Here is a 21,722-nt window from a genome sequence, read left to right as displayed (position 1 = left end):
AATGAACCTGAACCTTCGGGGTCAAGCAGTTACCCGTGTCTGCTTTGACGCGGCTCTCACAGTCCTGACCAGTGGGGATTGCGAACTGCGCGTCGAGACCGAGGCGGTTCTTCAAGTCTCGGCCGGGGGCCATGTGTCTTTCGATCCAGAATCCCCGGACGTTGCTGCTCCCCATCTCGTCCGACTGGCCCGTGACGTGATTACTGAGGCTGAGGTGGGAAGAGTCGGGGATCTCGTGATCGAATTCGAGAGCGGCACGAAACTGACTGTTCGACCGGATGACGATTATGAGGCCTGGGGGCTTGTCGGGCCGAAGGGAAGGCGAGTGGCCTGCATGCCTGGAGGGGAGATTGCAGTGTGGAGTGGGGAATGACATTCGGCGGTAGCCGGAAAGCTTGACCTTCGCACCTCCTCTCCTGGTGCATGCAAGAACAAATTTGTGGCCCCGCCGGGAAGCTCCCAGCGGGGCCACAAAGGTGTCTGACGGCAGTAGTTGACGGCAACGTCAACGGACGAGGGCGGCTCAGGCTCGTGGTTCGTCGCCTTCGCCCCGGGCCGCATGGCTGCTCGCCCGGCCGTCGAGGGCGGTGCTCAGGGCGTCGATGGCCTGGCGTTGGAGGCGGAGTCGGAGTCGGAGTCGGATGTGGGCGTAGACGGTGGCGGTGACGCCGATGTGGGCGTGGCCGAGGAGTTCTTTGATCACGACGAGTTCGACGCCTTGTTCCAGGAGCAGGGTGGCGGTCGAGTGCCTGAGGTCGTGGAAGCGGATGCGGCGGAGGCCGGCCTTGCGGAGGAGCGTGATGAAGGTACGGCTGAGGTTGGTCGGGTCGATCGATCCGCCCTGCGCAGTGGTGATGACGTGCCCCTTGGGCTGCCACGCGGTGCCTGCTGCCTCGCGCTCACGCTGCTGCTGTTCGTGGTGGCGGTTCAGCGACTGGATGCAGCAGGCGGGGAGGGCGATTCGGCGTTCGGAGGCTCGGGTCTTGGTGGGCAGTGTGGTGAGGCCACCTGCGCTGGTGCGCTGGAGTGTGCGGCGGATCGCGGCGGTGCCCGCTCCGAGTTCCAAGAGGGGCGTCCCGCTTGCGCGGGGTCGCCGCGTGCCGGCCGGTGATCGCCGCCCGCTCCTGTCTGCCGCCCCACTGGCGACGCCACCCGGCCACTCGGCGCGCAGGGCAGGCAAGCGAGCCGAACCTGATCCCGGAAGCAACCGCATTGGCCCGCAGCGGCGCCGCCAGGCCGACTCCGCCGAACGCCGCACAGCACCACGTCAGGCCGCGGCAGCCGAAAGCCGCGATCGTCGTCGGCGTGCGTTCACAGGCGAGGCCACAGATCGAGCAGCCCCAGCCCGCTGCCAAACGGCCATGCCGGACCAGGGCGGATGCCGTAACGGAACGAAGGGGCGTGGTTGAGGCCGGCGCGGGGGTGCTAGAAGCACACGTGGCGGGTGATCTCTCGGCGCACCCGCCGTCGTGGCTGACTTTCTGTGGCTGAGCTTGAAGGTGCGACAGGGATCAGGTGACCAGCGACGGTGGTGCGAGCGTCCGTGCTCGGTCGTACAGGTCGAGCGCCGTCGCGTTCTTCAGATGAGGGCGCAAGAGGCCGAACATCGCCTTCACGCGGTCGTCGGCGCGGCCGGACTGCACCTTGGGGTAGTCGTCGAGGGCCTGGTGCCAGGTGGCGCAGGCCGCTTCCAGGTGGCCGAGTTCCAACTGTCGCTCTGCCAACAGGCCACGACGGTGTACGCGTGTGCGCTGGTACACGCTGGGGCGGAGCCGGTCCGCCTGTTGCATGGCTTCGACAGCTCCGGCCTTGTCGCCGAGTTCGTAACGCACCTGACTGACATGGTAGTTGAGCGAAGAGGGGTCGTACGAGCCGAACGCCTTTCCGCGTGACTCGGCACGGTCCATGGCCGCCTCGGCCTCCCGGATGTACCGCAGCGCGCCTGTACGGTCGCCGGTCTGCGCAGCGGCGTGCGCCTGCTGGCCGACGAGGAAGGCCAGCATCCGAGGGCCGGCTTTCGGGGAGGCGGCGGCAGCGGCGTCGGCCAGCTCCATGGCCTTCGCTCCGTGGCGGAGGTCAACTGCCTGGACGCTCATGCCCCGCAGAGTGGTGCAGTACGTCAGATGGTCCTCGGCTGCGCCCGCCAGCTCCATGGCCTTTACGTAGTAGCGCTGTGCGAGACCGTGCAGCCCTTCGTCCACGGCCATGTAGCCGGTCAGGTAGAGCAGGTCCGAGGCGGCGGACATCATTGCTTTGCGTACGTCCTCGGATGCGTCGGCGCGCAGGTAAGAGGCCACAGTGTTGACCATGAACGAGGCCGCCATGGGTCGTGCGTGACGGCCGCCGAACTCGTCGTCCAGTTCTGAGACACGCTCGGTCATGGCGATGACCATGTCCACTTCGTTCATGCCGATGCGGGTCGTGCGGCCGGACCGAATGGCATCGGCCCGCCCGACCACATCAGGCCAGCCGGGAATGGTGACAGCCACGGAGAACAGGCCGACACCCAGGACACTGCGGCGGGACGGGTCCATATCCAGCCTCCCCAGGTCGATCACCCCTTCCACGGTATCCGCAGCCGCGCAGGAGTAATCGCGTGGAACGGGCAGTCCGGCTTCGGCATGGGTGACGGGGCGGCCGAGGCGGCGGGAGAGGGCTTCGAGGATGCATGCGCGCACCGCACCGCGGGGGACTGTGCCTCCAAGCCAGTGGCTCACCGCCGACTCGTCGTAACGCAGAGGGACTCCGGTCTCAGTGCCGACGCGGTTCACCGCCCGGGCGAACTGGCGTTGAGTCCAACGGCTTTCGGTGAGCAGGCGCCCGAGGGTCACGTTCGGTTCACGCTTGGCCATGCCCTCAACTCCCCGTGACCTTGCGAACTTTCAAGGCTTTCAAGCCCTGGTGCTGCGGCAACGGTACCGCTGAGCGTGGTCGTGCGGTTGCGTAGAGACAGCAGGGAACGGCGAGACCTCGCCGCAGCCGTCGTCTGAGGGACTCAATGGATGAGAAGCGAAGCACGGGCCCGTCTCTCCCGGATGACCGAGGAGCGAGGCGTGGACGGGGTGCTAAGGATCGACACCTACGAGGGCGCAGACATGCCGCCGGGTTCGAATCGATTCTCGCCGTGTCGCTGCCCGCAGCACCGCAGTGCCACGCCGGAGGACGGGGCGGCGAGGCTGAGCGCCGCAGTACGCGAGGTCAACGAGCGCAGCCGTGGAGAGCGGCTGTGAATCGGTTGGCTGTAGTCGTCGGCAGCTACGCCGGACCGCTCGTGATCACCACCATCTCTGTATCGGTCGGCTTCGTCCTGGGCGTGGCCGCCGCATCCCCACCCACCTGACTCCTCCCCGTCACGCATCCAGGCTCCCCACCTGTGACGAGGGAGGGCCCGCCGCCGGAAGCGGTGGGCACCCCGCCCGGCTGCCTTCTTCGCAAGGGTCCGGCAGCCGGACGGGTCCAACTCCGCAGCATCCGCCGCGGAGTCCACTGAAAACCGTAAGGGAGAAAACGATGAACGTGGACGAGCTGTTCACCGGCGACCTGATCACCGGCGTCCCGGCCGTCGAGGCCGCGCTGCTCGACAAGATGCCGGGCGGCGGCGACAACAACGGCGACCACTGCAGCAAGTGAGCCAGGGCTGACGCCAGGCGGGGCGGGGCCGTTCGCGGCCCCGCCCCGCCGCACGACATCGGAAGGGGACTACATGCTGTCGATGCGTCTGCGCCTGGCCGATCTCCAGGAGCCCAAGTGGAGATCACAGGGCGGCCGTTGGATCAACGGCGAGAGCTGGATCGAGCCCGCGAACGTGTCCACTCTGGTCATGGAGGTCAACGACGCCCAAGCGCCGCGCGTACGGGTCCGCGTGAAGGAGTGCAAGCGGGACGAGGCCGACTTCGTCTCACTGACCATGGAGCCCGGACAAGCCCGCCTGGCAGCGGGTGTCTTTGGCACAGCCCCGCTCTATCTGACCGAGAGGGCCGGCGAGCTGCACGCCTCGTGGGACCTGACACTGCTGCGACCGTATATACAGGCCGACCGCCTGGTGCCGCGCGTCGTCGCCCGAACGCTGACGCGGCAGCACCGCTACACGTCCGAGACGCTCTTCGAAGGCGTCTACCGCCTCACTGAACGGGCAGCGGCCACCCTCACCCCTCACGGATTCAGCATTCACTACCCCGAACCCGCCGAACACGTACTTGAGCCACGTACGCTGCGGCTCGGAGTCGATCCACTCGCCGCTCTGGACGAGTTGCTGACCGACGTGATCCGTCAGGCGCCGACGGCATCCGGATGCGTGGGCGTCGAACTGTCCGGCGGCGCGGACTCCGGGAACGTCGCCCTGGCCGTGAAAGCAGCCCGCTTCCCCGAGGTGCACAGCTTCGGCCTGCTGGTGGGAGGAAGCACCGGCAGGCAACAGGGCGAGCGGCGCCGGGCCTTTGTGGAGCACTGCGGCTTCCGGGACACGGCCACCCCCGCCATGCGGCACCCACCCTTCTGCCCCGGAGGCGTGCGCGCTCTGTGCAAGCCGCACGATCCGGCGGGAGCCTTCTACCAGGAGGCGTTCGATGTCGTGCGCGAGCGGGCAGCCGCCCGGCGGTGCGAGGTCATGTTCACGGGCAACGGCGGGGACGAGATCAACGCCCACCACTCCAGGACACAGGCCGAACTGCCGACGCCGGAACCTGTTCCGTGGCTCGGCGACAAAGCAATCCGAGCGCTCGCCGAAGTCAACGAGCACCTGGCCCCCATCCCGGTGCTGCCCGTACCGGCCCTGATGGCGTTCGGGATGCACAACCCCGGATTCCTCCGGGCCCGAATCTGGCCGGTGAGTCCGCTCGCGCACCCGCGGATCGTGCGGTTCATGGAGCAGCTACCGCACGAGCACAAGCGCGGCAAGGCGTTGTTCCGCGAGCGGATCCGGCGGGCCGGGCTGCCCGAGCGGGTGGCCGCGCCGACCGAACCGGAGAACTTCCTGGCCGTCCTGGAGAAGGGTTTACGTTCCTACGGCTTGCCGGTCCTGGACGACATGCTGAAGGAGTCCATCCTGGTGGACCTCGGCTACGTTGACGGCCAGGCTCTCGCCAAGGCGCGGAGGAACGCCGACTCCACGCCGGTCGTCCCCCATCTGCTGTGCGATGTGCTCGCCCTGGAGGTCGGACTGCGAAGCCTCATGTGACCAGCCCCAACACGGAAGCCGAGCACGTGAAAGCCACCAACCTCCTGTACCGCGATCCGGCACTCTACGACGTGGTCCAGTCCGACAGCACGAGCGCGCAGATGTGCCAGACCCTGATCGAGTTGCACAGGCCGGACGCCCGGACCCTGGTCGACTTCGGATGCGGTACCGGCCGCGACCTGGAGATCCTCGCCGAGCGCTTCGAGTGCATCGGCGTGGACCTCCAGCCCGGCATGGTCGACTACGCCCACCAGGCCCGGCCCGGGCTGGACATCCGCACCGGCGACATGCGCACCGCACGACTCGGCATCCGCATGGACGTGGTGACCTGCATGGGCAACAGCCTCGCCTACGTGCACGACAACAAGGCGATCAGCCAGGTCTTCGCCACCTTCGCCGCCCACGCCCGGCCAAGAGCGCTGCTCGTGCTGTGTTCCCCCGTCGCCCCGATCACCCGGACCGAGCCGACCACTGCCACGGTGGACACCCCGAGAGGCCCCGCCACCGTCACCATCCGCCACACGTGGGACCTGCGTACCCAGATCAACACCATGCATCGGCACTGGGCGCTCCCCTCAGGCGACGAGGCGCGAGACGAGATCCGCAGGCGCGTCCTGTTCCCCCGAGAGCTGGAACGCTACGCGGAGGGTGCCGGCTTCGATGTCCTGGACATCAGCGACGGCGCAACTGGAGGACTCACCGGCCCAACCGCGTACACGGTGGCCCGACAAACTCCGCGGTGACCGGCGGGGCGAGAAATGGCACCAGTGCCTGCCGCCCGACTCCTGACGGCAGTAGTGACGGCAACACCCACGGATTCCCCCGCACAACCACGGACACCAGCGGAACGCAAATCACGCGCTGACCTGCGAAGAAGCAGGTAGAGAGGGGTCGCGTAGCACACGTACTATGTGCTGGCGGGGGAGACCCCGGTACTGGAACACAATGCAAATAACTGCACGCGAGTAATTGGTCATCACCCAGATTACAAGAAGGTTGCCGAAAAAGAGGGAGGGCAATACTTCGAGATTCCTTCAGGTCCCAGGGGGCGAATTACTGACGCTCAGGAAATGGAGGCCAATAGGAAATTTCTGGATCGAGGAATTCGAAATGGCGATGCATTTAAGTTGGAAACCCCTTTTGATGAGATTAGACCAGGGTCTGCCTACGAGTGGGAGGTGAACTACTTGCTTGGGCGTGGATACAAATTCAACGATGCCGGTGATACGTTGATTCCGTGAGGGTGATTTACTAGATGAACGAAGACTGGCTCGGGGCTCTATCGGATTGGCTCGAGAGTAAGGACTTTGTGCGATCCGGCGAGCGAGAGGACGAGGGGTTCGGCAATATTCTCGTCCAATTCAAACGGGCAGATTGTGAAGTTCATGCTTTGCGTGAGCGAGGGGAATGGTTTATTTCGTTGACCCCTCCGGGGGGAACCCCATCGATGGGGCCGTATGTCTGGCGGCACTATCTCGATAGTATTAACCCCGATCAATTTCTGCGCCCGGATACACTTGAGGAGCAGTTGGATTTCGTTTACGGCAGGCTAGGTGAAGTTGTCGCTGCGATTGGTCGCGATAAGGGGATTGGGAGTAGGCTTCGCGCTATCAATCGCGTTATCGTCAGCAGGCGCCTTGGGGTTGATCCTGTTACATTGAAGCGCAAAGAGCCCTCCGAGGGGGAAGGCAAATAATACGGCGCGACGCACGGCCGACGGATCCGCGGTGTCTGTGCTGGAAACCCGCGAGTTCGTCGAGCGGCAGTGCACGTTCGACCTCGCAATCGGCGATATCCATACGTGCTATGTACTCGCCGGTGACACGCCGGTCCTGGTTCACAATGCTGGCGGCGATCCGGGCCCCGGGTCGGATATATCTCTGGCGCGGCGTCACCGCTACTGAACTCGCAGACATATCGGCAAATCAGACTTGGAATAGCCCGCAGGGCGTCAAGTTTCTCCTTCACGGAAAAAGGGGCTGCTGAATATTCTCGCAGGGCGTATGCGGCCTATCCCAAAGAAGGTCCGTATACCATGATTCGCACCACCGGCCTTCAATTATGACCGGCTTGAGCTGCGGATGAGGTACGTAGTTGCGGCATCCACTGTACGAATCGTGGAGGCATGCAGGGAAGCCTTGCACGGCCTGTCGGGAGTTGAGTTCCGGGTAGGATCAGTTCCTGAGGCCGGAGTGGACTGTGACGCTGCGATCTTGAGCTTCCCGCTTGCTCATGAACGCTATGGCGGAACCCCGCGCATTGGGGTTGCGCAGGCCCTGGTGAACACGCGAGGGGATGGTGCACCAAGCATAATCATGGCAACCCCTCCCGCTCCTCCGCAAACCTTGGCGAGTAGTGGTAGGGATTCCGAGATCGAGAGGCACGTATTCCATGTCCTCGACTCGTGCGTGGCTGAGTTTTTGAATGCCTTTCCCGGGTGCGAGGAAAGCTCGAAGATCCTCGTGCACCTGGAGGCGGCTGGGATTGATCGCAGGGATCTTACTGCACCTCTCAAGGGGATTCTTAAATTCCTATCGCAGACGCGGCCCGTCATAGGTGAATAAGGCGCCAGAGGTCCCACCGGAACCCTTCCGGTGGGACCTCTTGAGCATCTTGACGGCAACGGTTGACGGCAACGTCAGCGGACGGGGGCTGCGCAGAGCGGCGAGTCGTCGCCGTCGTCGGGCTGACTTGCTGTCTCGGCGGGGGTGCGGAGGGCGCTACTGAGGAGGTCGATGGCGTCGCGCTGGAGGCGGAGTCGGACGTGGGCGTAGACGGTGGCGGTGACGCCAATGTGGGCATGGCCCAACAGTTCCTTGATCACGACGAGTTCGACGCCCTGCTCCAGGAGCAAGGTGGCGGAAGTCGTGGAAGCGCAAGCGGTGGAGGCTGGCGCGGCGGAGGAGCGTGGTGACGGTACGGGTGCGGTTGTTCGGGTCGATCTTTCCCGGAACCCCGTGGCCTAGGTTTCCCCGATGTCAGAGGCCCGTGGAACACTGGCCGGGTTGCGGACGTGAACGGGGTGGCCCCAGGGGCTGGGGGCCGGTGGGGAGCTGGTGTTGATGAGCAAGCGGCAAGTGCAGAAGATGCTGCGGTTGATCGCGACCGGGGAGCCCGTCGAGCTCACCAGTCCCATGGCTTCCGTGAAGAAGCTCGCCAAGCTCGCCTTCATCGCCCAGCAGTTCGGGTACGAGTACGTTGACGTGCGGCAGAGCGGCGGGCGGAACAACGCGCTCGTGATGCTGATCGCGCCCGACCCCAGCCCCCAGGCCCGTGCCCGCGCCGCGCAGAACTGGGCGCAGTACCCGAACGCCAGTGACGGGGTCTCGGTGCCGCCCCTCGTGCCCGATGCGCACGAACTCCTCAAGGCCCGCATTAACTTCGACCTCACTGGCAAGCACGCCGAGAAGAAGATGTACTGGGCGGCGGGCGGCATCACCCTCGGGTTCGTGGTCGCTGTCGCGCAGACCGGCGGGGACGGCGATGCCATCCTCTTCGCCGGTCTCGGGTGGGCCGGGCTCATCGCCCTGCTCGGGATCGGGCTCGTCGTGACGCGGAAGCGGAACGCGAAATTCGCGGCCCGGCTCCAGGCCGCCGGCTTCATGCCGGTCACCGACGAGAGCGGGCGGGTGCGGTATCTGCCGCCGGGTGGGCAGCTGCCGGGGCATGGGAATCCGTTCGGGGGCGCCACCGGTCCCTACGGCCACCAGCCCGCGCCGGGCCCTTACGGCCATCAGGCCACCCCGGGCTCCTATGGCCATCAGCCGGCCCCCGGCCACGTCGGGCAACAGCCGGCCCCGGCCGCCTATGGCAACCAGCAGGCTCCGGGTTCCTACGGGCACGGCCATCAGCCCGCCCCGGCCGGCCCCTACGGCGCCCAGCCCCCGGCCGGTCCCTACGACCACCAGCCCGCATACCCGGCCCAGCCCGCAGCCCCGTACGGCAACCAGCCCGCCCCTGCCCCCGGCCCGTACCCCCAGCAGCCCCCGCAGCAGCCGTACGCCAACCCGCAGCCCTACCCCCAGCAGGGCGCCCCGCAGCCGCCGTACCCCCAGCAGAACCCCCACTGGCAGCCCCCGCAGCAGCACTGACGCCTGGCTCTCCCCTATATAGGGGCTCGTATGGGCTCCTATATAGGGCCCGTACATCGGGGCACGGTCTACCAACCTCTCATCCCCCTTCCTCACCCGGTGAGAGCAAAGTTCCTTTCCGGTCACTCGTCGCCACAGGCAGGAAACGCGCCCTCCCTACCTTCGGATCAGCCGCTCAGAGCGCGACCGAACCCCGAAGATCGTGGAGGCGTCATGACAGCCCCTAGTACAGCCCCCGCTGCGAGCAGGGGAGGCCGCTGGATCGACCACTGGGATCCCGAGGACGAGACCTTCTGGAACGAGACCGGGGAGAAGGTCGCCCGCCGGAACCTGTTCTTCTCCGTACTCTCCGAGCACATCGGGTTCTCGATCTGGACCCTGTGGTCGGTGATGGTGCTCTTCATGGGGCCGGAGTACGGGCTCACCCCCGCCGACAAGTTCTTCATCGTCTCGATGGCCACGCTGGTCGGCGCCATCGTCCGGGTGCCCTACACCTTCGCCGTCGCCGTCTTCGGTGGCCGGATGTGGACGGTCGTCTCGGCGAGCCTGCTGCTCTTGCCGACGATCGCCGCGTTCGTCGTGATGGAGCCGGGGACCTCGTTCAACACGTTCTTGCTGTGCGCGATGCTGGCCGGCGTCGGCGGCGGTAACTTCGCCTCCTCCATGACCAACATCAACGCCTTCTTCCCCCTGCGCAAGAAGGGCTGGGCGCTCGGTCTGAACGCCGGCGGTGGCAACATCGGCGTGCCCGTGGTGCAGCTCGTCGGTCTCGCGGTGATCGGCGCCAGCGCCGGCCCGCGCGTCCTCCTGGGGATCTACATCCCGTTCATCGTGATCGCCGCAGTCCTCGCGTGGCTGAAGATGGACAGCATCTCGTCCGTGAAGAACGACACCGGCGCCGCCAAGGAGGCTGTGAAGGACGCCCACACCTGGATCATGTCCTTCCTCTACATCGGCACCTTCGGTTCGTTCATCGGCTACAGCTTCGCGTTCGGACTGGTCCTTCAGACCCAGTTCGGCCGTACGCCGCTCCAGTCCGCCTACGTCACCTTCATCGGCCCGCTGCTCGGCTCCCTGATCCGCCCCGTGGGCGGCTGGCTCGCCGACCGGTACGGAGGCGCGAAGATCACGCTGTGGAACTTCGTAGCCATGGCCGCCGCGACCTCGATCATCATCGTGGCCTCGATGCAGAAGTCGCTGCCACTGTTCACCACCGCGTTCATCGCTCTGTTCGTCCTGACCGGCCTCGGCAACGGCTCGACGTACAAGATGATCCCCGGCATCTTCCAGGCGAAGGCCGCCGTCAAGGGGCTCACTGGTGAGGAGGCCGCGTCCTACGGTCGTCGCCTGTCCGGTGCCTCGATGGGCCTCATCGGCGCGGTGGGCGCGCTCGGCGGACTCGGCATCAACCTCGCCTTCCGCCAGTCCTTCCTGACGGTCGGCTCCGGCACCGGCGCGTTCGTCGCCTTCCTCGCCTTCTACGGCCTCTGCTTCTTGGTCACCTGGGCCGTATACCTTCGCCGCCCGGCCGCCTCGGAGACCCACGCCACAGCGGCCACGGAGGCAAAGCCGCAGCTCAGCTACGCCGAGGTGTGACGTAACACCGCCGACATCAAGCCGAACCGAGCCTGTCACGCACCGTTGACAGGCTCGATCGGCATGCAGGGTGTCACCACCATCGGTGCGGTCAGGAACACCGACGGTGGGCTCACCTGAGGCAAGCAAGACAACTCGAGCGCGGGACGAGTCCTATGTACGAACAGCAGCAACCCGACCACGGGCCCCTCGCGGGGTTCACCGTGGGCGTGACCGCCGCGCGCCGCGCCGACGAGCTCGGAGCGTTGCTCCAGCGGCGCGGCGCCGCAGTCCTGCACGCCCCTGCCCTGCGGATCGTGCCGCTCGCCGACGACAGCGAGCTGCTCGCCGCGACGAAGGAGATCATCCAGCGCACCCCGGACATCGTGGTCGCCACGACCGCGATCGGCTTCCGGGGCTGGATAGAGGCCGCCGACGGCTGGGGGCTCGGCGAGGACCTGCTGGCCCGGCTGCGCGAGGTGGAACTGCTCGCGCGCGGGCCCAAGGTCAAGGGCGCGGTACGGGCCGCCGGGCTGACGGAGGACTGGTCGCCGTCGAGCGAGTCCATGGCCGAGGTGCTGGACCGGCTGCTGGAGGAGGGCGTCGAGGGACGCCTCATCGCCATACAGCTGCACGGTGAGCCGTTGCCCGGGTTCGTGGAGGCGCTCAGAGCCGCGGGCGCGGAGGTGCTCGGGGTGCCGGTCTACCGGTGGCTGCCGCCGGAGGACATCGGCCCGGTCGACCGGCTGCTGGACGCCGCGGTCTCCCGTGGTCTCGACACCGTCACCTTCACCAGCGCGCCCGCCGCCGCGTCGCTGCTGTCCCGGGCGGAGAAGCGGGGACTGCTGCCCGAACTGCTCGCCGCCTTCGCCCACGACGTCGTTCCCGCCTGTGTCGGGCCGGTCACCGCGCTGCCCCTCCAGGCGCTCGGCGTCGACACGGTCCAGCCCGATCGCTTCCGGCTCGGGCCGCTCGTCCAGCTGCTCTGCCAGGAACTTCCCGGCCGGGCCCGCTCGTTGCCGATCGCCGGTCACCGGGTGGAGATCCGGGGGCACGCGGTCCTGGTGGACGGCGCGCTGCGACCCGTGCCGCCTGCGGGGATGTCCCTGCTGCGGGCCCTGTCGCGCCGGCCGGGCTGGGTGGTGGCCCGCGCCGAGCTGCTGCGCGCGCTGCCGGGCGCCGGGCGTGACGAGCACGCGGTGGAGACGGCGATGGCGCGGCTGCGGACGGCTCTTGGGGCGCCGAAGCTGATCCAGACCGTGGTGAAGCGGGGGTATCGGCTGGCGTTGGATCCGGCGGCCGATACGAAGTACGCGGACGCGTGAGCGGGGGTAGTGGGGCGCCCGGCGTTGACACGCGGCACCCGGCGTCGGTGTCGCCGTCCCCGGGGGCTGCCGCCCCCGGACCCCCGCTTCGGCCTGAACGGCCTCGTCCTCAAACGCCGGACGGGCTGGATGGTGCCGGCCGGCGACCACCAGCACCGCTCGTGACCCGGCCGTACAGCACCAACGCCCGCCCCAAACACCCCAACGCCACCGTCGACAACACCGCCCGCACCACGTTCCACGCCACCCACGCCCCCTCGAACTCCTCCCGCAGGGCACCCGGATCACCGGCTTCCTCAAGCCCGTCGTTCAGCGGAATGTTGAAGGCGACCGTCACCAGGAACGCCAACCCGTACGCCACGAGCCCTCCCCACACCCACCACCGGTACGGCTCCCCGCGCAGCTGCCACGCCGACACCCCCGTCAGCGCCAGCGCCCCGAGGAAGCTCAGCAGGAACACCGGGTTCTGGATCACGTCGTTGATGTCGCGCATGACCTCGACGAACACCCTGTCGTCGGTGCGCGCCAGCGCCGGCATCACGGCGCAGGCGAAGATGTAGAAGGCCCCGGCGATCAGGCCCGTCGCGACCATGGCCGCGCCCAGTACGGTTCCGGCGAGTGCGTTGCTTCGTCGTGTCATGCCCTCAGTCAACGGCCGTGAAGGCCCGGCGAACATGGCCGTCACGCGCATCCGCATACGCGGTCGTCCAGCGCCAACCGCCGGTACGAGGGGTTCCGGCGCCGCGATGGGGCAGGCACTGTATGAGGGAACGGTTCCCCTAGCTCTCCCCCCAGTCCTAGGCGGTGACAGGCACATGGCACTGGGTACGGCCACGGACGCGTACGAGCTGCGGTTCGACGCCGGGCGGATCTGTCTGGATCTCCTCGCGACCACGCACCCCGAGGAACACCTGGACTCACTCGACGTGTTGCGCGCCTGGATCGTCGGCGCCGGTCTCGTCCCACCGGGCACCCCGCTCGCTCACGCCGACGGCTCCTGGGTCGTCGGCTTTCGTGAAGTGCGCGGACGTATCGGACAGTTGGTGCGAGGCGGCCTCAACCCCGCGCCCTGGCCGTCGTACGACCTCGCTCTCGCCCGCGTGAACGACGTCGCCCGCGCCGCGCCCCCGGCCCCGCGTGCCGTACTGGGGGAAGACGGGACGCTCGTGAGGGAGTTGGATCATCCGCCGGAGTGCGCCGGGTTGCTCGGGGCCGTCGCGCGCGACGCCCTGGAGCTGCTCACCGACCCCGTCGCGCGGGCCGCGCTCAGGGAGTGCGAAGGGGACAACTGCCCCATCGTCTATCTCGACACATCACGGGGTCGCAGGAGGCGTTGGTGCTCCAGTGAGGTCTGTGGGAACCGCGAAAGGGTGGCCCGGCATCGTCGTCGCGCGGCCCTCACTCGAGCCTGACTGTCCGTTATGCGGCTTCTGCGGAACGGCTGTCGAAGTGATTTCGATTACATGCCGTTTACCTACGCGACCGTAGGGAAGCGTGGAGGTGATCTTGCCGATGTGACGGAAATGTAAAGATCGCGCGGTGGGAATGTGCTGCCATGTCCAGCTCGTCACGTCACTCCGAAGAAAAGTGTCGCCTCACTTTGAACACTCAACGGGCCGCTTCCGTACCGGTAGTCGAGCGACCGACTGGGGGAACCCCCGGACATCGGAGGTGGGCGTGCGCAAGGATTCCGTCGTGGCCAATGAACGTGGATCGAGGGCCCGACATCGCATGTCCCAGCCCTCGGAACCTGATGAGGAGCTGATGCGTGCGCTGTACAGAGAGCACGCCGGACCCCTCCTTGCGTATGTCCTTCGACTGGTCGCCGGTGACCGGCAACGAGCAGAGGACGTTGTGCAGGAGACGCTCATCCGTGCCTGGAAGAACGCCGGACAGCTCAATCGAGCGACCGGATCGGTACGCCCCTGGCTGGTGACGGTCGCCCGGCGCATCGTCATCGACGGCCACCGCAGCCGGCAGGCCCGGCCGCAGGAGGTCGATCCGTCGCCGCTGGAGGTCATCCCCGCGGAGGACGAGATCGACAAGGCGCTGTGGCTGATGACGCTGTCGGACGCACTCGACGACCTGACCCCCGCCCACCGGGAGGTTCTTGTCGAGACGTACTTCAAGGGACGTACGGTCAATGAGGCGGCCGAGACACTGGGCATACCCAGTGGCACCGTTCGCTCAAGGGTTTTCTATGCCCTGCGGTCGATGAAGCTGGCACTGGAGGAGCGGGGGGTGACGGCGTGATGAGTGTTTACGGGGGAAACCAGGGATTCGGGATGGGCGGTTCGGGTATGTCTGGGTCCATGAGCCCCACGCAGGGACAGCCGGGCCCGAACGAGCATGAAACCGTCGGCGCCTACGCCCTCGGGATTCTCGACGACGCCGAGGCAACCGCTTTCGAGATTCACCTCGCGACCTGCGAATGGTGCGCCCAGCAACTGGACGAACTCGCCGGGATGGAGCCGATGCTGGCCGCTCTCGCGGACCTGCCGGGTTCCGGTTCGCCCGCGATCGGCGAGTCCCTGTCGGCGAAGCCCAGCCCGCGCATGGTGAACAACCTCGTGGACGAGGTCGCCGAGCGCCGCGCCCAGAAGCGCCGGCGCAGCTTCTACATGGTCGCCGCGGCGGTCGCGCTGATGGTCGGTGGTCCGTTCGCGGCCGTGGCAGCGACCGGCGGCGACGGCGGTGGAGACACCGAGGGCAACCGGACCGTGCAGGCGGCCAACCCCGCCAAGGACCTGTTCACGGGCATCGAGAACAAGGTCTCGGGGACCGACTCGACGAGCGGTGCCAGCGCGACCGTCGCCCTGTCGAAGAAGCTGTGGGGCACCGAGACGGCCCTTGAGCTCAAGGGCGTCAAGGGACCGCTCAAGTGTTCCATGATCTTCGTCAGCAAGGACGGCGAGCGTGAGACGGCCGCCTCCTGGTCCGTCCCGAAGTGGGGCTACGGCATCCCGGATGCCGAGACCGAGCAGGCCAGGAACCCGCTCTACGTCAGCGGTGGCGTGTCCATGGCCCCCGAAGACGTCGATCACGTCGAGGTCATGACCTTCGACGGAAAGAAGCTCGTCCAGGTCGACGTGTAGTCGACGTAGCTTTTCCGGGTCCCCTTCGCGTACGGTTGACGGCTGCCCAGCACGTCAGAAGGGGGCCCGGGTGGCCGCTCAGGCTCAACAGGAATCCGAGCTCGATTCCCTGCGGGACCGAGAGATCGGTGTCGAACAGGAACACCTGGATCAGGTGTACCGCCGTCTTGAGGAGAAGATCCACGAGGCGGAGTTCCTCATGAACGACGCGGCCAAGCGCGGCCAGGTCGGCACGCCCGGAGCGCTCGCGGAGCGGGACGCGCAGGTCTTCCGGGCGGGCGTTCACCTCAACCGCCTCAACAACGAGTTCGAGGACTTCCTCTTCGGCAGGATCGACCTGCTGACCGGCAAGGACGGCAAGAAGGGCCCGGACGGTGCCTACACCGCCGTCGAGCCCGCCGAGGGCGCGGTCCGCGACGACAACACCGCCGACATCGCCGAGACCCTGCACATCGGCCGCATCGGTGTGCTCGACCAGGACTACTCCCCACTGGTCATCGACTGGCGGGCCCCGGCCGCGGCGCCCTTCTACCGCTCGACCCCGGTCGACCCCGGGCGGGTCGTACGGCGCCGGGTCATCCGCTCCAAGGGCCGCAAGGTGCTCGGCGTCGAGGACGACCTGATGCGCCCCGAGCTCAAGGCCTTCCTCGGCGGCCACGAACTGCCCGTCATCGGCGACGGCGCCCTGATGGCCGCCCTCGGCCAGGCCCGAACCCACACCATGCGGGACATCGTGGCGTCCATCCAGGCCGAGCAGGACCTGGTCATCCGCGCCCCCGCCGCCTCGGTGACGTACGTCGAGGGCGGCCCCGGCACGGGCAAGACCGCCGTCGCCCTGCACCGCGCCGCCTACCTGCTCTACCAGGACCGGCGCCGGTACGCGGGCGGCATCCTGATCGTCTCGCCGACCCCGCTGCTGGTGGCGTACACCGAGGGCGTGCTGCCGTCGCTCGGCGAGGAGGGCCAGGTCGCCATCCGGGCGATCGGCTCGCTCGTCGACGGCGTCGAGGCCACCGTGTACGACTCCCCGGCCACGGCCCGCGCCAAGGGCTCGTACCGCATGCTCAAGGTGCTGCGGAAGGCGGCGCGGGGCGCGCTGGAGCTGGGGTCGGGTGGCGGGGGCGCCGGCGCGGATCGAGCGGGGCAGCTCGCCTTCGGTGACGACGACGCCGATGCAGAGGCGCCGACGCCCGCCGGACCGCCCAGCCGGCTGCGCGTGGTCGCCTTCGGGCGCCGCCTGGAGCTGGAGGCCGACGCGCTGGAACGTATCCGCCACACCGCGCTGAGCGGCACGGCGCCCGTGAACCTGCTGCGCCCGCGCGCCCGCAAGCTGCTGCTGGACGCCCTGTGGGCGCAGTCCGGCGGCGCCTCCCGGCACACCGACCCCGAACTCGTCGCCGAGCTGCGCTCCTCCTTCGACGAGGACGTGGCCTCGGAGGACAGCTTCATCGCCTTCCTCGACGCCTGGTGGCCGGAGCTCACCCCGAAGGCGGTCCTCGCGGCGATGGCCGACGAGCGCCGCCTCGGCCGCTGGGCCCGCCGGATCCTCAACCCCGGCGAGGCGCGCAAGGTGGCCCGCTCGCTCAAGCGGGACGGCCTCTCCGTGCACGACATCGCCATGCTGGACGAGCTCCAAGCGGTCCTCGGCGTTCCGGCCCGCCCGAGGAAGAGACGCGATCTCGACCCGCTCGACCAGCTCACCGGCCTGGAGGAGCTGATGCCGGTGCGCGAGGAGTCGCAGCGCGAGCGCGCCGAACGCCTCGCGGCCGAGCGCGTCGAGTACGCCCACGTCATCGTCGACGAGGCCCAGGACCTCACGCCGATGCAGTGGCGGATGGTGGGCCGCCGCGGCCGCCACGCGACCTGGACTGTCGTCGGCGACCCGGCCCAGTCGTCGTGGTCCGACGTGGACGAGGCGGCCGAGGCACGCGACGAGGCCCTCGGCACCCGCCCGCGCCGCCGTTTCCAGCTCACGGTGAACTACCGCAACCCGGCCGAGATCGCCGAGCTCGCCGCGAAGGTACTGGCCCTCGCCATGCCGGGCTCGACGTCCCCGTCGGCGGTGCGCTCCACCGGCGTACGGCCGCGCTTCGCGGTCGTACGGGACTCCCTCGCCCAGACCGTCCGCGAGGAGGCCGCCCGGCTGCTCGACCAGGTCGACGGGACCGTCGGCGTCGTGGTCGCCATGCGGCGGCGCGAGGAGGCGGCCAAGTGGCTCACCGGGCTCGGCGACCGCGTTGTCGCGCTCGGCAGCCTGGAGGCGAAGGGTCTGGAGTACGACGCCACGGTCGTCGTCTCCCCGGCGGAAATCGCGGACGAGTCACCGGCCGGACTGCGGGTGCTGTACGTCGCGCTGACCCGGGCGACCCAGCAGCTGACGGTGGTCTCGGCGGAGCGGGACGAGCCGGACGCGTCCGGCGTGCCCGACCTGCTGAGGGACTGAGCGGGGCCGAACGGGCGCTTTGCCGGCGGCCGGGAAATGAACTCGCGGTACGGGAATGGCCTTACGGGATCTGTTTGTTAGCCTGGGTGTGACACCGGCTCGATCCAAGCCCCCGGGCCCAACCTTCGTCGCTACGAGCGACCACTTGCCGCGAGGCGAGCATGGCGGGTCGGTGTCATGAACGTAGAAGAGACCCGCGTCACGATGTGACGCGGGTCTCTTTTCATGCGCGGGCGTGGCGAACAATACGTTCGCAATCCATGCCCGGCTAACTCCTACTCAGCGGTAGGTGCGACGATCGGACGGCATACAGCGACACACGGTGAAAGCAGAGGAAGTCGGCCATGGCAACGGCGCCCAGCGTCTCCTACTCGATGACGGTCCGGCTGGAGGTGCCCGCGAGCGGAACCGCGGTCTCCCAGCTCACCGGAGCCGTCGAGTCCCACGGAGGCTCGGTGACCGGCCTCGACGTGACCGCATCCGGTCACGAGAAGCTCCGGATCGACGTCACCATCGCCGCCACCTCCACCGCGCACGCCGACGAGATCGTCGAGCAGCTCCGCGGCATCGAGGGCGTCACCCTGGGCAAGGTCTCGGACCGTACGTTCCTCATGCACCTCGGCGGCAAGATCGAGATGCAGTCCAAGCACCCCATCCGCAACCGTGACGACCTGTCCATGATCTACACGCCGGGCGTGGCCCGCGTCTGCATGGCGATCGCCGAGAACCCCGAGGACGCGCGCCGGCTGACCATCAAGCGCAACTCCGTTGCGGTCGTGACGGACGGCTCGGCCGTGCTGGGCCTGGGCAACATCGGCCCGATGGCCGCGCTGCCCGTGATGGAGGGCAAGGCGGCGCTCTTCAAGCGTTTCGCCGGTATCGACGCCTGGCCGATCTGCCTGGACACCCAGGACACCGACGCGATCGTCGAGATCGTCAAGGCCATCGCCCCCGGGTTCGCCGGCATCAACCTCGAGGACATCTCCGCGCCCCGCTGCTTCGAGATCGAGGCGCGGCTGCGTGAGGCCCTGGACATCCCCGTCTTCCACGACGACCAGCACGGCACCGCGATCGTCGTCCTCGCCGCCCTGACCAACGCACTTCGTGTCGCGGGCAAGGCGATCGAGAACATCCGCGTCGTCATGTCCGGCGCGGGCGCGGCCGGTACGGCCATCCTGAAGCTGCTGCTCGCGGCGGGCGTGAAGAACGCCGTCGTCGCCGACATCCACGGCGTCGTGCACGCCGGGCGCGATGACCTGCGTGAAGCCTCCGCCGACTCGCCGCTGCGCTGGATCGCCGACAACACCAACCCCGAGGGCCTGACCGGCACGCTGAAGGAGGCCGTGCGCGGCGCGGACGTCTTCATCGGCGTCTCCGCCCCGAACGTGCTCGACGGCGACGACGTGGCCGCCATGGCCGAGAACTCGATCGTGTTCGCGCTCGCGAACCCGGACCCCGAGGTCGACCCGGCAATCGCCCGTCAGACGGCCGCAGTTGTGGCCACGGGCCGTTCCGACTTCCCGAACCAGATCAACAACGTGCTGGTCTTCCCGGGTGTCTTCCGCGGTCTGCTGGACGCTCATTCCCGCACGGTCAACACCGACATGATGCTCGCGGCCGCGAAGGCGCTGGCGGATGTGGTGACCGAGGACGAGCTGAACCCGAACTACATCATCCCGAGCGTGTTCAACGACAAGGTCGCGGGCGCGGTCGCCGGCGCGGTGCGGGAGGCCGCGAAGGCGGGGTCCGCGGTGGCGTCGGGCGAGTAAACATACGGGTTCGGTGCCTCACAGCCCCGAAAAGTGTGCGTGGGCTGTGAGGATCGCCACGGCAAGCCCTTGTAACGGCGCGTCGTGGAACCTGGGGCCTCTGGGAGCCGTTTATGGTGACGGCCAAGCTCGGGCCCTCTCTTCGTGTGACTCCCAAGGGTGTTCTCACGACTCCTCCGGGCGCCGGATTGGCTTTCCCGCCGCAGGTAGGGGCAGGATGCGTCTCTGGGCGCGAGGGTCTGACACGGACCCGGGTCCGGGGACGCAACGAGGACCCTGGCAGCATCGACATCGCTGTGCCCGACATGCGGCTCCGCCGCGTGGCACGCCTCAAGGCAAATGAACACGGGAGTAACAACATGAACCGCAGTGAGCTGGTGGCCGCGCTGGCCGACCGCGCCGAGGTGACCCGCAAGGACGCCGACGCCGTGCTGGCCGCGTTCGCCGAGACCGTCGGCGAGATCGTCGCCAAGGGCGACGAGAAGGTCACCATCCCCGGCTTCCTGACCTTCGAGCGCACCCACCGTGCCGCTCGCACCGCCCGCAACCCGCAGACCGGCGACCCGATCCAGATCCCCGCCGGTTACAGCGTGAAGGTCTCCGCGGGCAGCAAGCTCAAGGAAGCCGCGAAGGGCAAGTGATCTTGCCGTCTGTACACCACGAGACGGTGTGCGGCTTGTAGAAACGCCAATGGGGCGGCGCCCGTTACTCGGGTGCCGCCCCATCGTGGTTTCCCTGACCCATGGCCTCAAACGCCGGCCGGGCTGGACCTAGCCGAGCGCCTTGCCCGGCAACTCGACCTTCGCGCCCAGTTCCACGAGCTTCTCCATGCTGTGCTCATCCGGGGGGCAACCCCCGGACCCCCGGCCGGGACCGGCGTCGCGGGGGCCGGAGCCGGGATGCCTAGCCGAGCGCCTTGCCCGGCAACTCCACCTTCGCGCCCAGCTCCACAAGCTTCTCCATGAAGTTCTCGTAGCCGCGGTTAATGAGGTCGATGCCGTGGACGCGGGACGTGCCCTGGGCCGCCAGCGCCGCGATGAGGTACGAGAAGCCGCCGCGGAGGTCGGGGATGATCAGGTCGGCGCCCTGGAGCTTCGTCGGGCCCGACACGACCGCCGAGTGCAGGAAGTTGCGCTGGCCGAAGCGGCAGTCGGAGCCGCCGAGGCACTCGCGGTAGAGCTGGATGTGCGCGCCCATCTGGTTCAGCGCGGAGGTGAAGCCGAGGCGGGACTCGTAGACCGTCTCGTGGATGATGGACAGGCCCGTGGCCTGCGTCAGGGCCACCACCAGCGGCTGCTGCCAGTCCGTCTGGAAGCCCGGGTGCACGTCCGTTTCGAGCGCGATCGACTTCAACTGGCCGCCGGGGTGCCAGAACCGGATGCCCTGGTCGTCGATCTCGAAGGCGCCGCCGACCTTCCGGTAGGTGTTCAGGAACGTCATCATCGAGCGCTGCTGGGCGCCGTGGACGTAGATGTTGCCTTCGGTCGCCAGTGCCGCGGACGCCCAGGAGGCCGCCTCCAGACGGTCCGGCAGGGCGCGGTGGTTGTAGCCGCCGAGACTGTCCACACCGGTGATGCGGATGGTGCGGTCGGTGTCCATCGCGATGATGGCGCCCATCTTCTGCAGCACGCAGATGAGGTCCTCGATCTCCGGCTCCACGGCCGCGTTCGAGAGCTCGGTGACGCCTTCGGCGAGCACGGCCGTCAGCAGCACCTGCTCGGTCGCGCCGACGGACGGGTACGGCAGCCGGATCTTCGTGCCGCGCAGCCGCTGCGGAGCCTCCAGGTACTGCCCGTCCGCCCGCTTCTCGATGGTCGCGCCGAACTGCCGCAGCACCTCGAAGTGGAAGTCGATGGGCCGGCCGCCGATGTCGCAGCCGCCGAGGCCCGGGATGAAGGCGTGGCCGAGGCGGTGCAGCAGCGGGCCGCAGAACAGGATCGGGATGCGGCTCGAACCCGCGTGGGCATCGATGTCAGCGACGTTCGCGCTCTCCACGTGCGACGGGTCCATCACCAACTCGCCCGGTTCCTCACCCGGACGCACCGTGACCCCGTGCAGCTGCAGCAGGCCGCGTACGACCCGCACGTCACGGATGTCCGGAACGTTGCGAAGTCGACTTGGCGCGCTGCCCAGCAGGGCGGCGACCATTGCCTTCGGTACGAGGTTCTTCGCACCGCGGACACGGATCTCGCCCTCCAGCGGGGTTCCGCCGTGGACAAGCAGGACATCGTCGTTGACGGTCATGTAT

General features: G+C 68.0%; 19 protein-coding genes and 1 pseudogene. 15 read left to right on the top strand and 5 right to left on the bottom strand.

Annotation, left to right across the window (positions count from 1 at the left end):
- Position 1: 1 nt before the first annotated feature.
- Positions 2–373 (top strand): DUF6188 family protein, encoded by a 372-nt coding sequence (locus tag OG254_RS19405; protein WP_405583391.1) that lies wholly within the window; start codon positions 2–4, stop codon positions 371–373.
- Between the two features lie 150 nt (positions 374–523).
- On the opposite strand, the pseudogene OG254_RS19400 reads toward OG254_RS19405, so the two are convergent.
- Both OG254_RS19400 and OG254_RS19395 read right to left on the bottom strand, forming a co-directional pair.
- Positions 524–1,066, bottom strand: a pseudogene (locus OG254_RS19400) (site-specific integrase); the annotation flags it as partial.
- Between the two features lie 445 nt (positions 1,067–1,511).
- Positions 1,512–2,852 (bottom strand): tetratricopeptide repeat protein, encoded by a 1,341-nt coding sequence (locus OG254_RS19395; protein ID WP_405583389.1) that lies wholly within the window; start codon positions 2,850–2,852, stop codon positions 1,512–1,514.
- A gap of 150 nt (positions 2,853–3,002) precedes the next feature.
- Here OG254_RS19395 and OG254_RS19390 point away from each other — a divergent pair, with 150 nt between their 5' ends.
- The 5 genes from OG254_RS19390 (at position 3,003) to OG254_RS19370 (ending at position 6,872) form a co-directional block, all read left to right on the top strand.
- Complete coding sequence (locus OG254_RS19390; RefSeq protein WP_405583387.1) at positions 3,003–3,230, top strand: hypothetical protein; 228 nt, start codon at positions 3,003–3,005, stop codon at positions 3,228–3,230.
- Positions 3,231–3,703: 473 nt separating this feature from the next.
- Positions 3,704–5,176, top strand: a complete 1,473-nt coding sequence (locus tag OG254_RS19385) for an asparagine synthase-related protein (RefSeq protein WP_405583385.1) — start codon at positions 3,704–3,706, stop codon at positions 5,174–5,176.
- A complete protein-coding gene (locus OG254_RS19380) occupies positions 5,173–5,919 on the top strand; it encodes a class I SAM-dependent methyltransferase (protein ID WP_405583383.1) in 747 nt (248 codons plus the stop codon). Before OG254_RS19385 ends, OG254_RS19380 begins: the two co-directional genes overlap by 4 nt.
- Positions 5,920–6,087: 168 nt before the next feature.
- Complete coding sequence (locus tag OG254_RS19375; RefSeq protein ID WP_405583381.1) at positions 6,088–6,417, top strand: hypothetical protein; 330 nt, start codon at positions 6,088–6,090, stop codon at positions 6,415–6,417.
- A 14-nt stretch (positions 6,418–6,431) separates the two neighbouring features.
- Positions 6,432–6,872: a hypothetical protein gene (locus OG254_RS19370; protein ID WP_405583379.1), complete on the top strand. Its 441-nt coding sequence runs from the start codon at positions 6,432–6,434 to the stop codon at positions 6,870–6,872.
- A 942-nt stretch (positions 6,873–7,814) separates the two neighbouring features.
- Here OG254_RS19370 and OG254_RS19365 read toward each other — a convergent pair.
- Positions 7,815–8,030: a hypothetical protein gene (locus OG254_RS19365; RefSeq protein WP_405583377.1), complete on the bottom strand. Its 216-nt coding sequence runs from the start codon at positions 8,028–8,030 to the stop codon at positions 7,815–7,817.
- A 208-nt stretch (positions 8,031–8,238) separates the two neighbouring features.
- Here OG254_RS19365 and OG254_RS19360 point away from each other — a divergent pair, with 208 nt between their 5' ends.
- From OG254_RS19360 to OG254_RS19350, 3 genes are all read left to right on the top strand, one after another.
- Positions 8,239–9,267: a hypothetical protein gene (locus OG254_RS19360; RefSeq protein WP_405583375.1), complete on the top strand. Its 1,029-nt coding sequence runs from the start codon at positions 8,239–8,241 to the stop codon at positions 9,265–9,267.
- Positions 9,268–9,480: 213 nt separating this feature from the next.
- Complete coding sequence (locus tag OG254_RS19355) at positions 9,481–10,863, top strand: nitrate/nitrite transporter (protein ID WP_405583373.1); 1,383 nt, start codon at positions 9,481–9,483, stop codon at positions 10,861–10,863.
- Positions 10,864–11,018: 155 nt separating this feature from the next.
- Positions 11,019–12,167: a uroporphyrinogen-III synthase gene (locus tag OG254_RS19350; RefSeq protein WP_405583371.1), complete on the top strand. Its 1,149-nt coding sequence runs from the start codon at positions 11,019–11,021 to the stop codon at positions 12,165–12,167.
- 109 nt (positions 12,168–12,276) lie between these two features.
- Here OG254_RS19350 and OG254_RS19345 read toward each other — a convergent pair whose 3' ends face one another.
- Entirely contained in the window at positions 12,277–12,807 is a 531-nt protein-coding gene (locus OG254_RS19345; protein WP_405583369.1) for a DUF1772 domain-containing protein, read from the bottom strand.
- Between the two features lie 175 nt (positions 12,808–12,982).
- Between OG254_RS19345 and OG254_RS19340 the strand changes: the two genes are divergently transcribed.
- From OG254_RS19340 to OG254_RS19315, 6 genes are all read left to right on the top strand, one after another.
- Positions 12,983–13,579: a CGNR zinc finger domain-containing protein gene (locus tag OG254_RS19340; RefSeq protein WP_405583367.1), complete on the top strand. Its 597-nt coding sequence runs from the start codon at positions 12,983–12,985 to the stop codon at positions 13,577–13,579.
- Between the two features lie 319 nt (positions 13,580–13,898).
- Positions 13,899–14,420, top strand: coding sequence for a sigma-70 family RNA polymerase sigma factor (locus OG254_RS19335; protein ID WP_010039908.1), 522 nt, complete (start codon positions 13,899–13,901; stop codon positions 14,418–14,420).
- A gap of 59 nt (positions 14,421–14,479) precedes the next feature.
- Positions 14,480–15,262 (top strand): zf-HC2 domain-containing protein, encoded by a 783-nt coding sequence (locus OG254_RS19330; RefSeq protein WP_351190207.1) that lies wholly within the window; start codon positions 14,480–14,482, stop codon positions 15,260–15,262.
- A 70-nt stretch (positions 15,263–15,332) separates the two neighbouring features.
- Positions 15,333–17,705, top strand: a complete 2,373-nt coding sequence (locus tag OG254_RS19325; protein ID WP_405583365.1) for a HelD family protein — start codon at positions 15,333–15,335, stop codon at positions 17,703–17,705.
- Between the two features lie 344 nt (positions 17,706–18,049).
- Positions 18,050–19,474 carry an NAD-dependent malic enzyme gene (locus tag OG254_RS19320; RefSeq protein WP_351190201.1) on the top strand — a complete coding sequence of 475 codons (1,425 nt, stop codon included), beginning with the start codon at positions 18,050–18,052 and terminating at the stop codon, positions 19,472–19,474.
- A gap of 359 nt (positions 19,475–19,833) precedes the next feature.
- The gene (locus OG254_RS19315; RefSeq protein ID WP_007382399.1) at positions 19,834–20,115 is read left to right on the top strand and encodes an HU family DNA-binding protein; all 282 of its coding nucleotides are present in this window, start codon (positions 19,834–19,836) and stop codon (positions 20,113–20,115) included.
- 262 nt (positions 20,116–20,377) lie between these two features.
- On the opposite strand, the gene murA is transcribed toward OG254_RS19315, so the two are convergent.
- A complete protein-coding gene (gene murA / locus OG254_RS19310) occupies positions 20,378–21,718 on the bottom strand; it encodes a UDP-N-acetylglucosamine 1-carboxyvinyltransferase (RefSeq protein WP_351190197.1) in 1,341 nt (446 codons plus the stop codon).
- Positions 21,719–21,722 lie beyond the last annotated feature (4 nt).

Origin of the sequence: Streptomyces sp. NBC_01092 (genome assembly GCF_045039535.1) — a bacterium.
GTDB lineage: Bacteria > Actinomycetota > Actinomycetes > Streptomycetales > Streptomycetaceae > Streptomyces.
The sequence above is the reverse complement of the archived record's forward strand: the minus strand, read 5'-3'. Positions and strand labels throughout refer to the sequence as shown.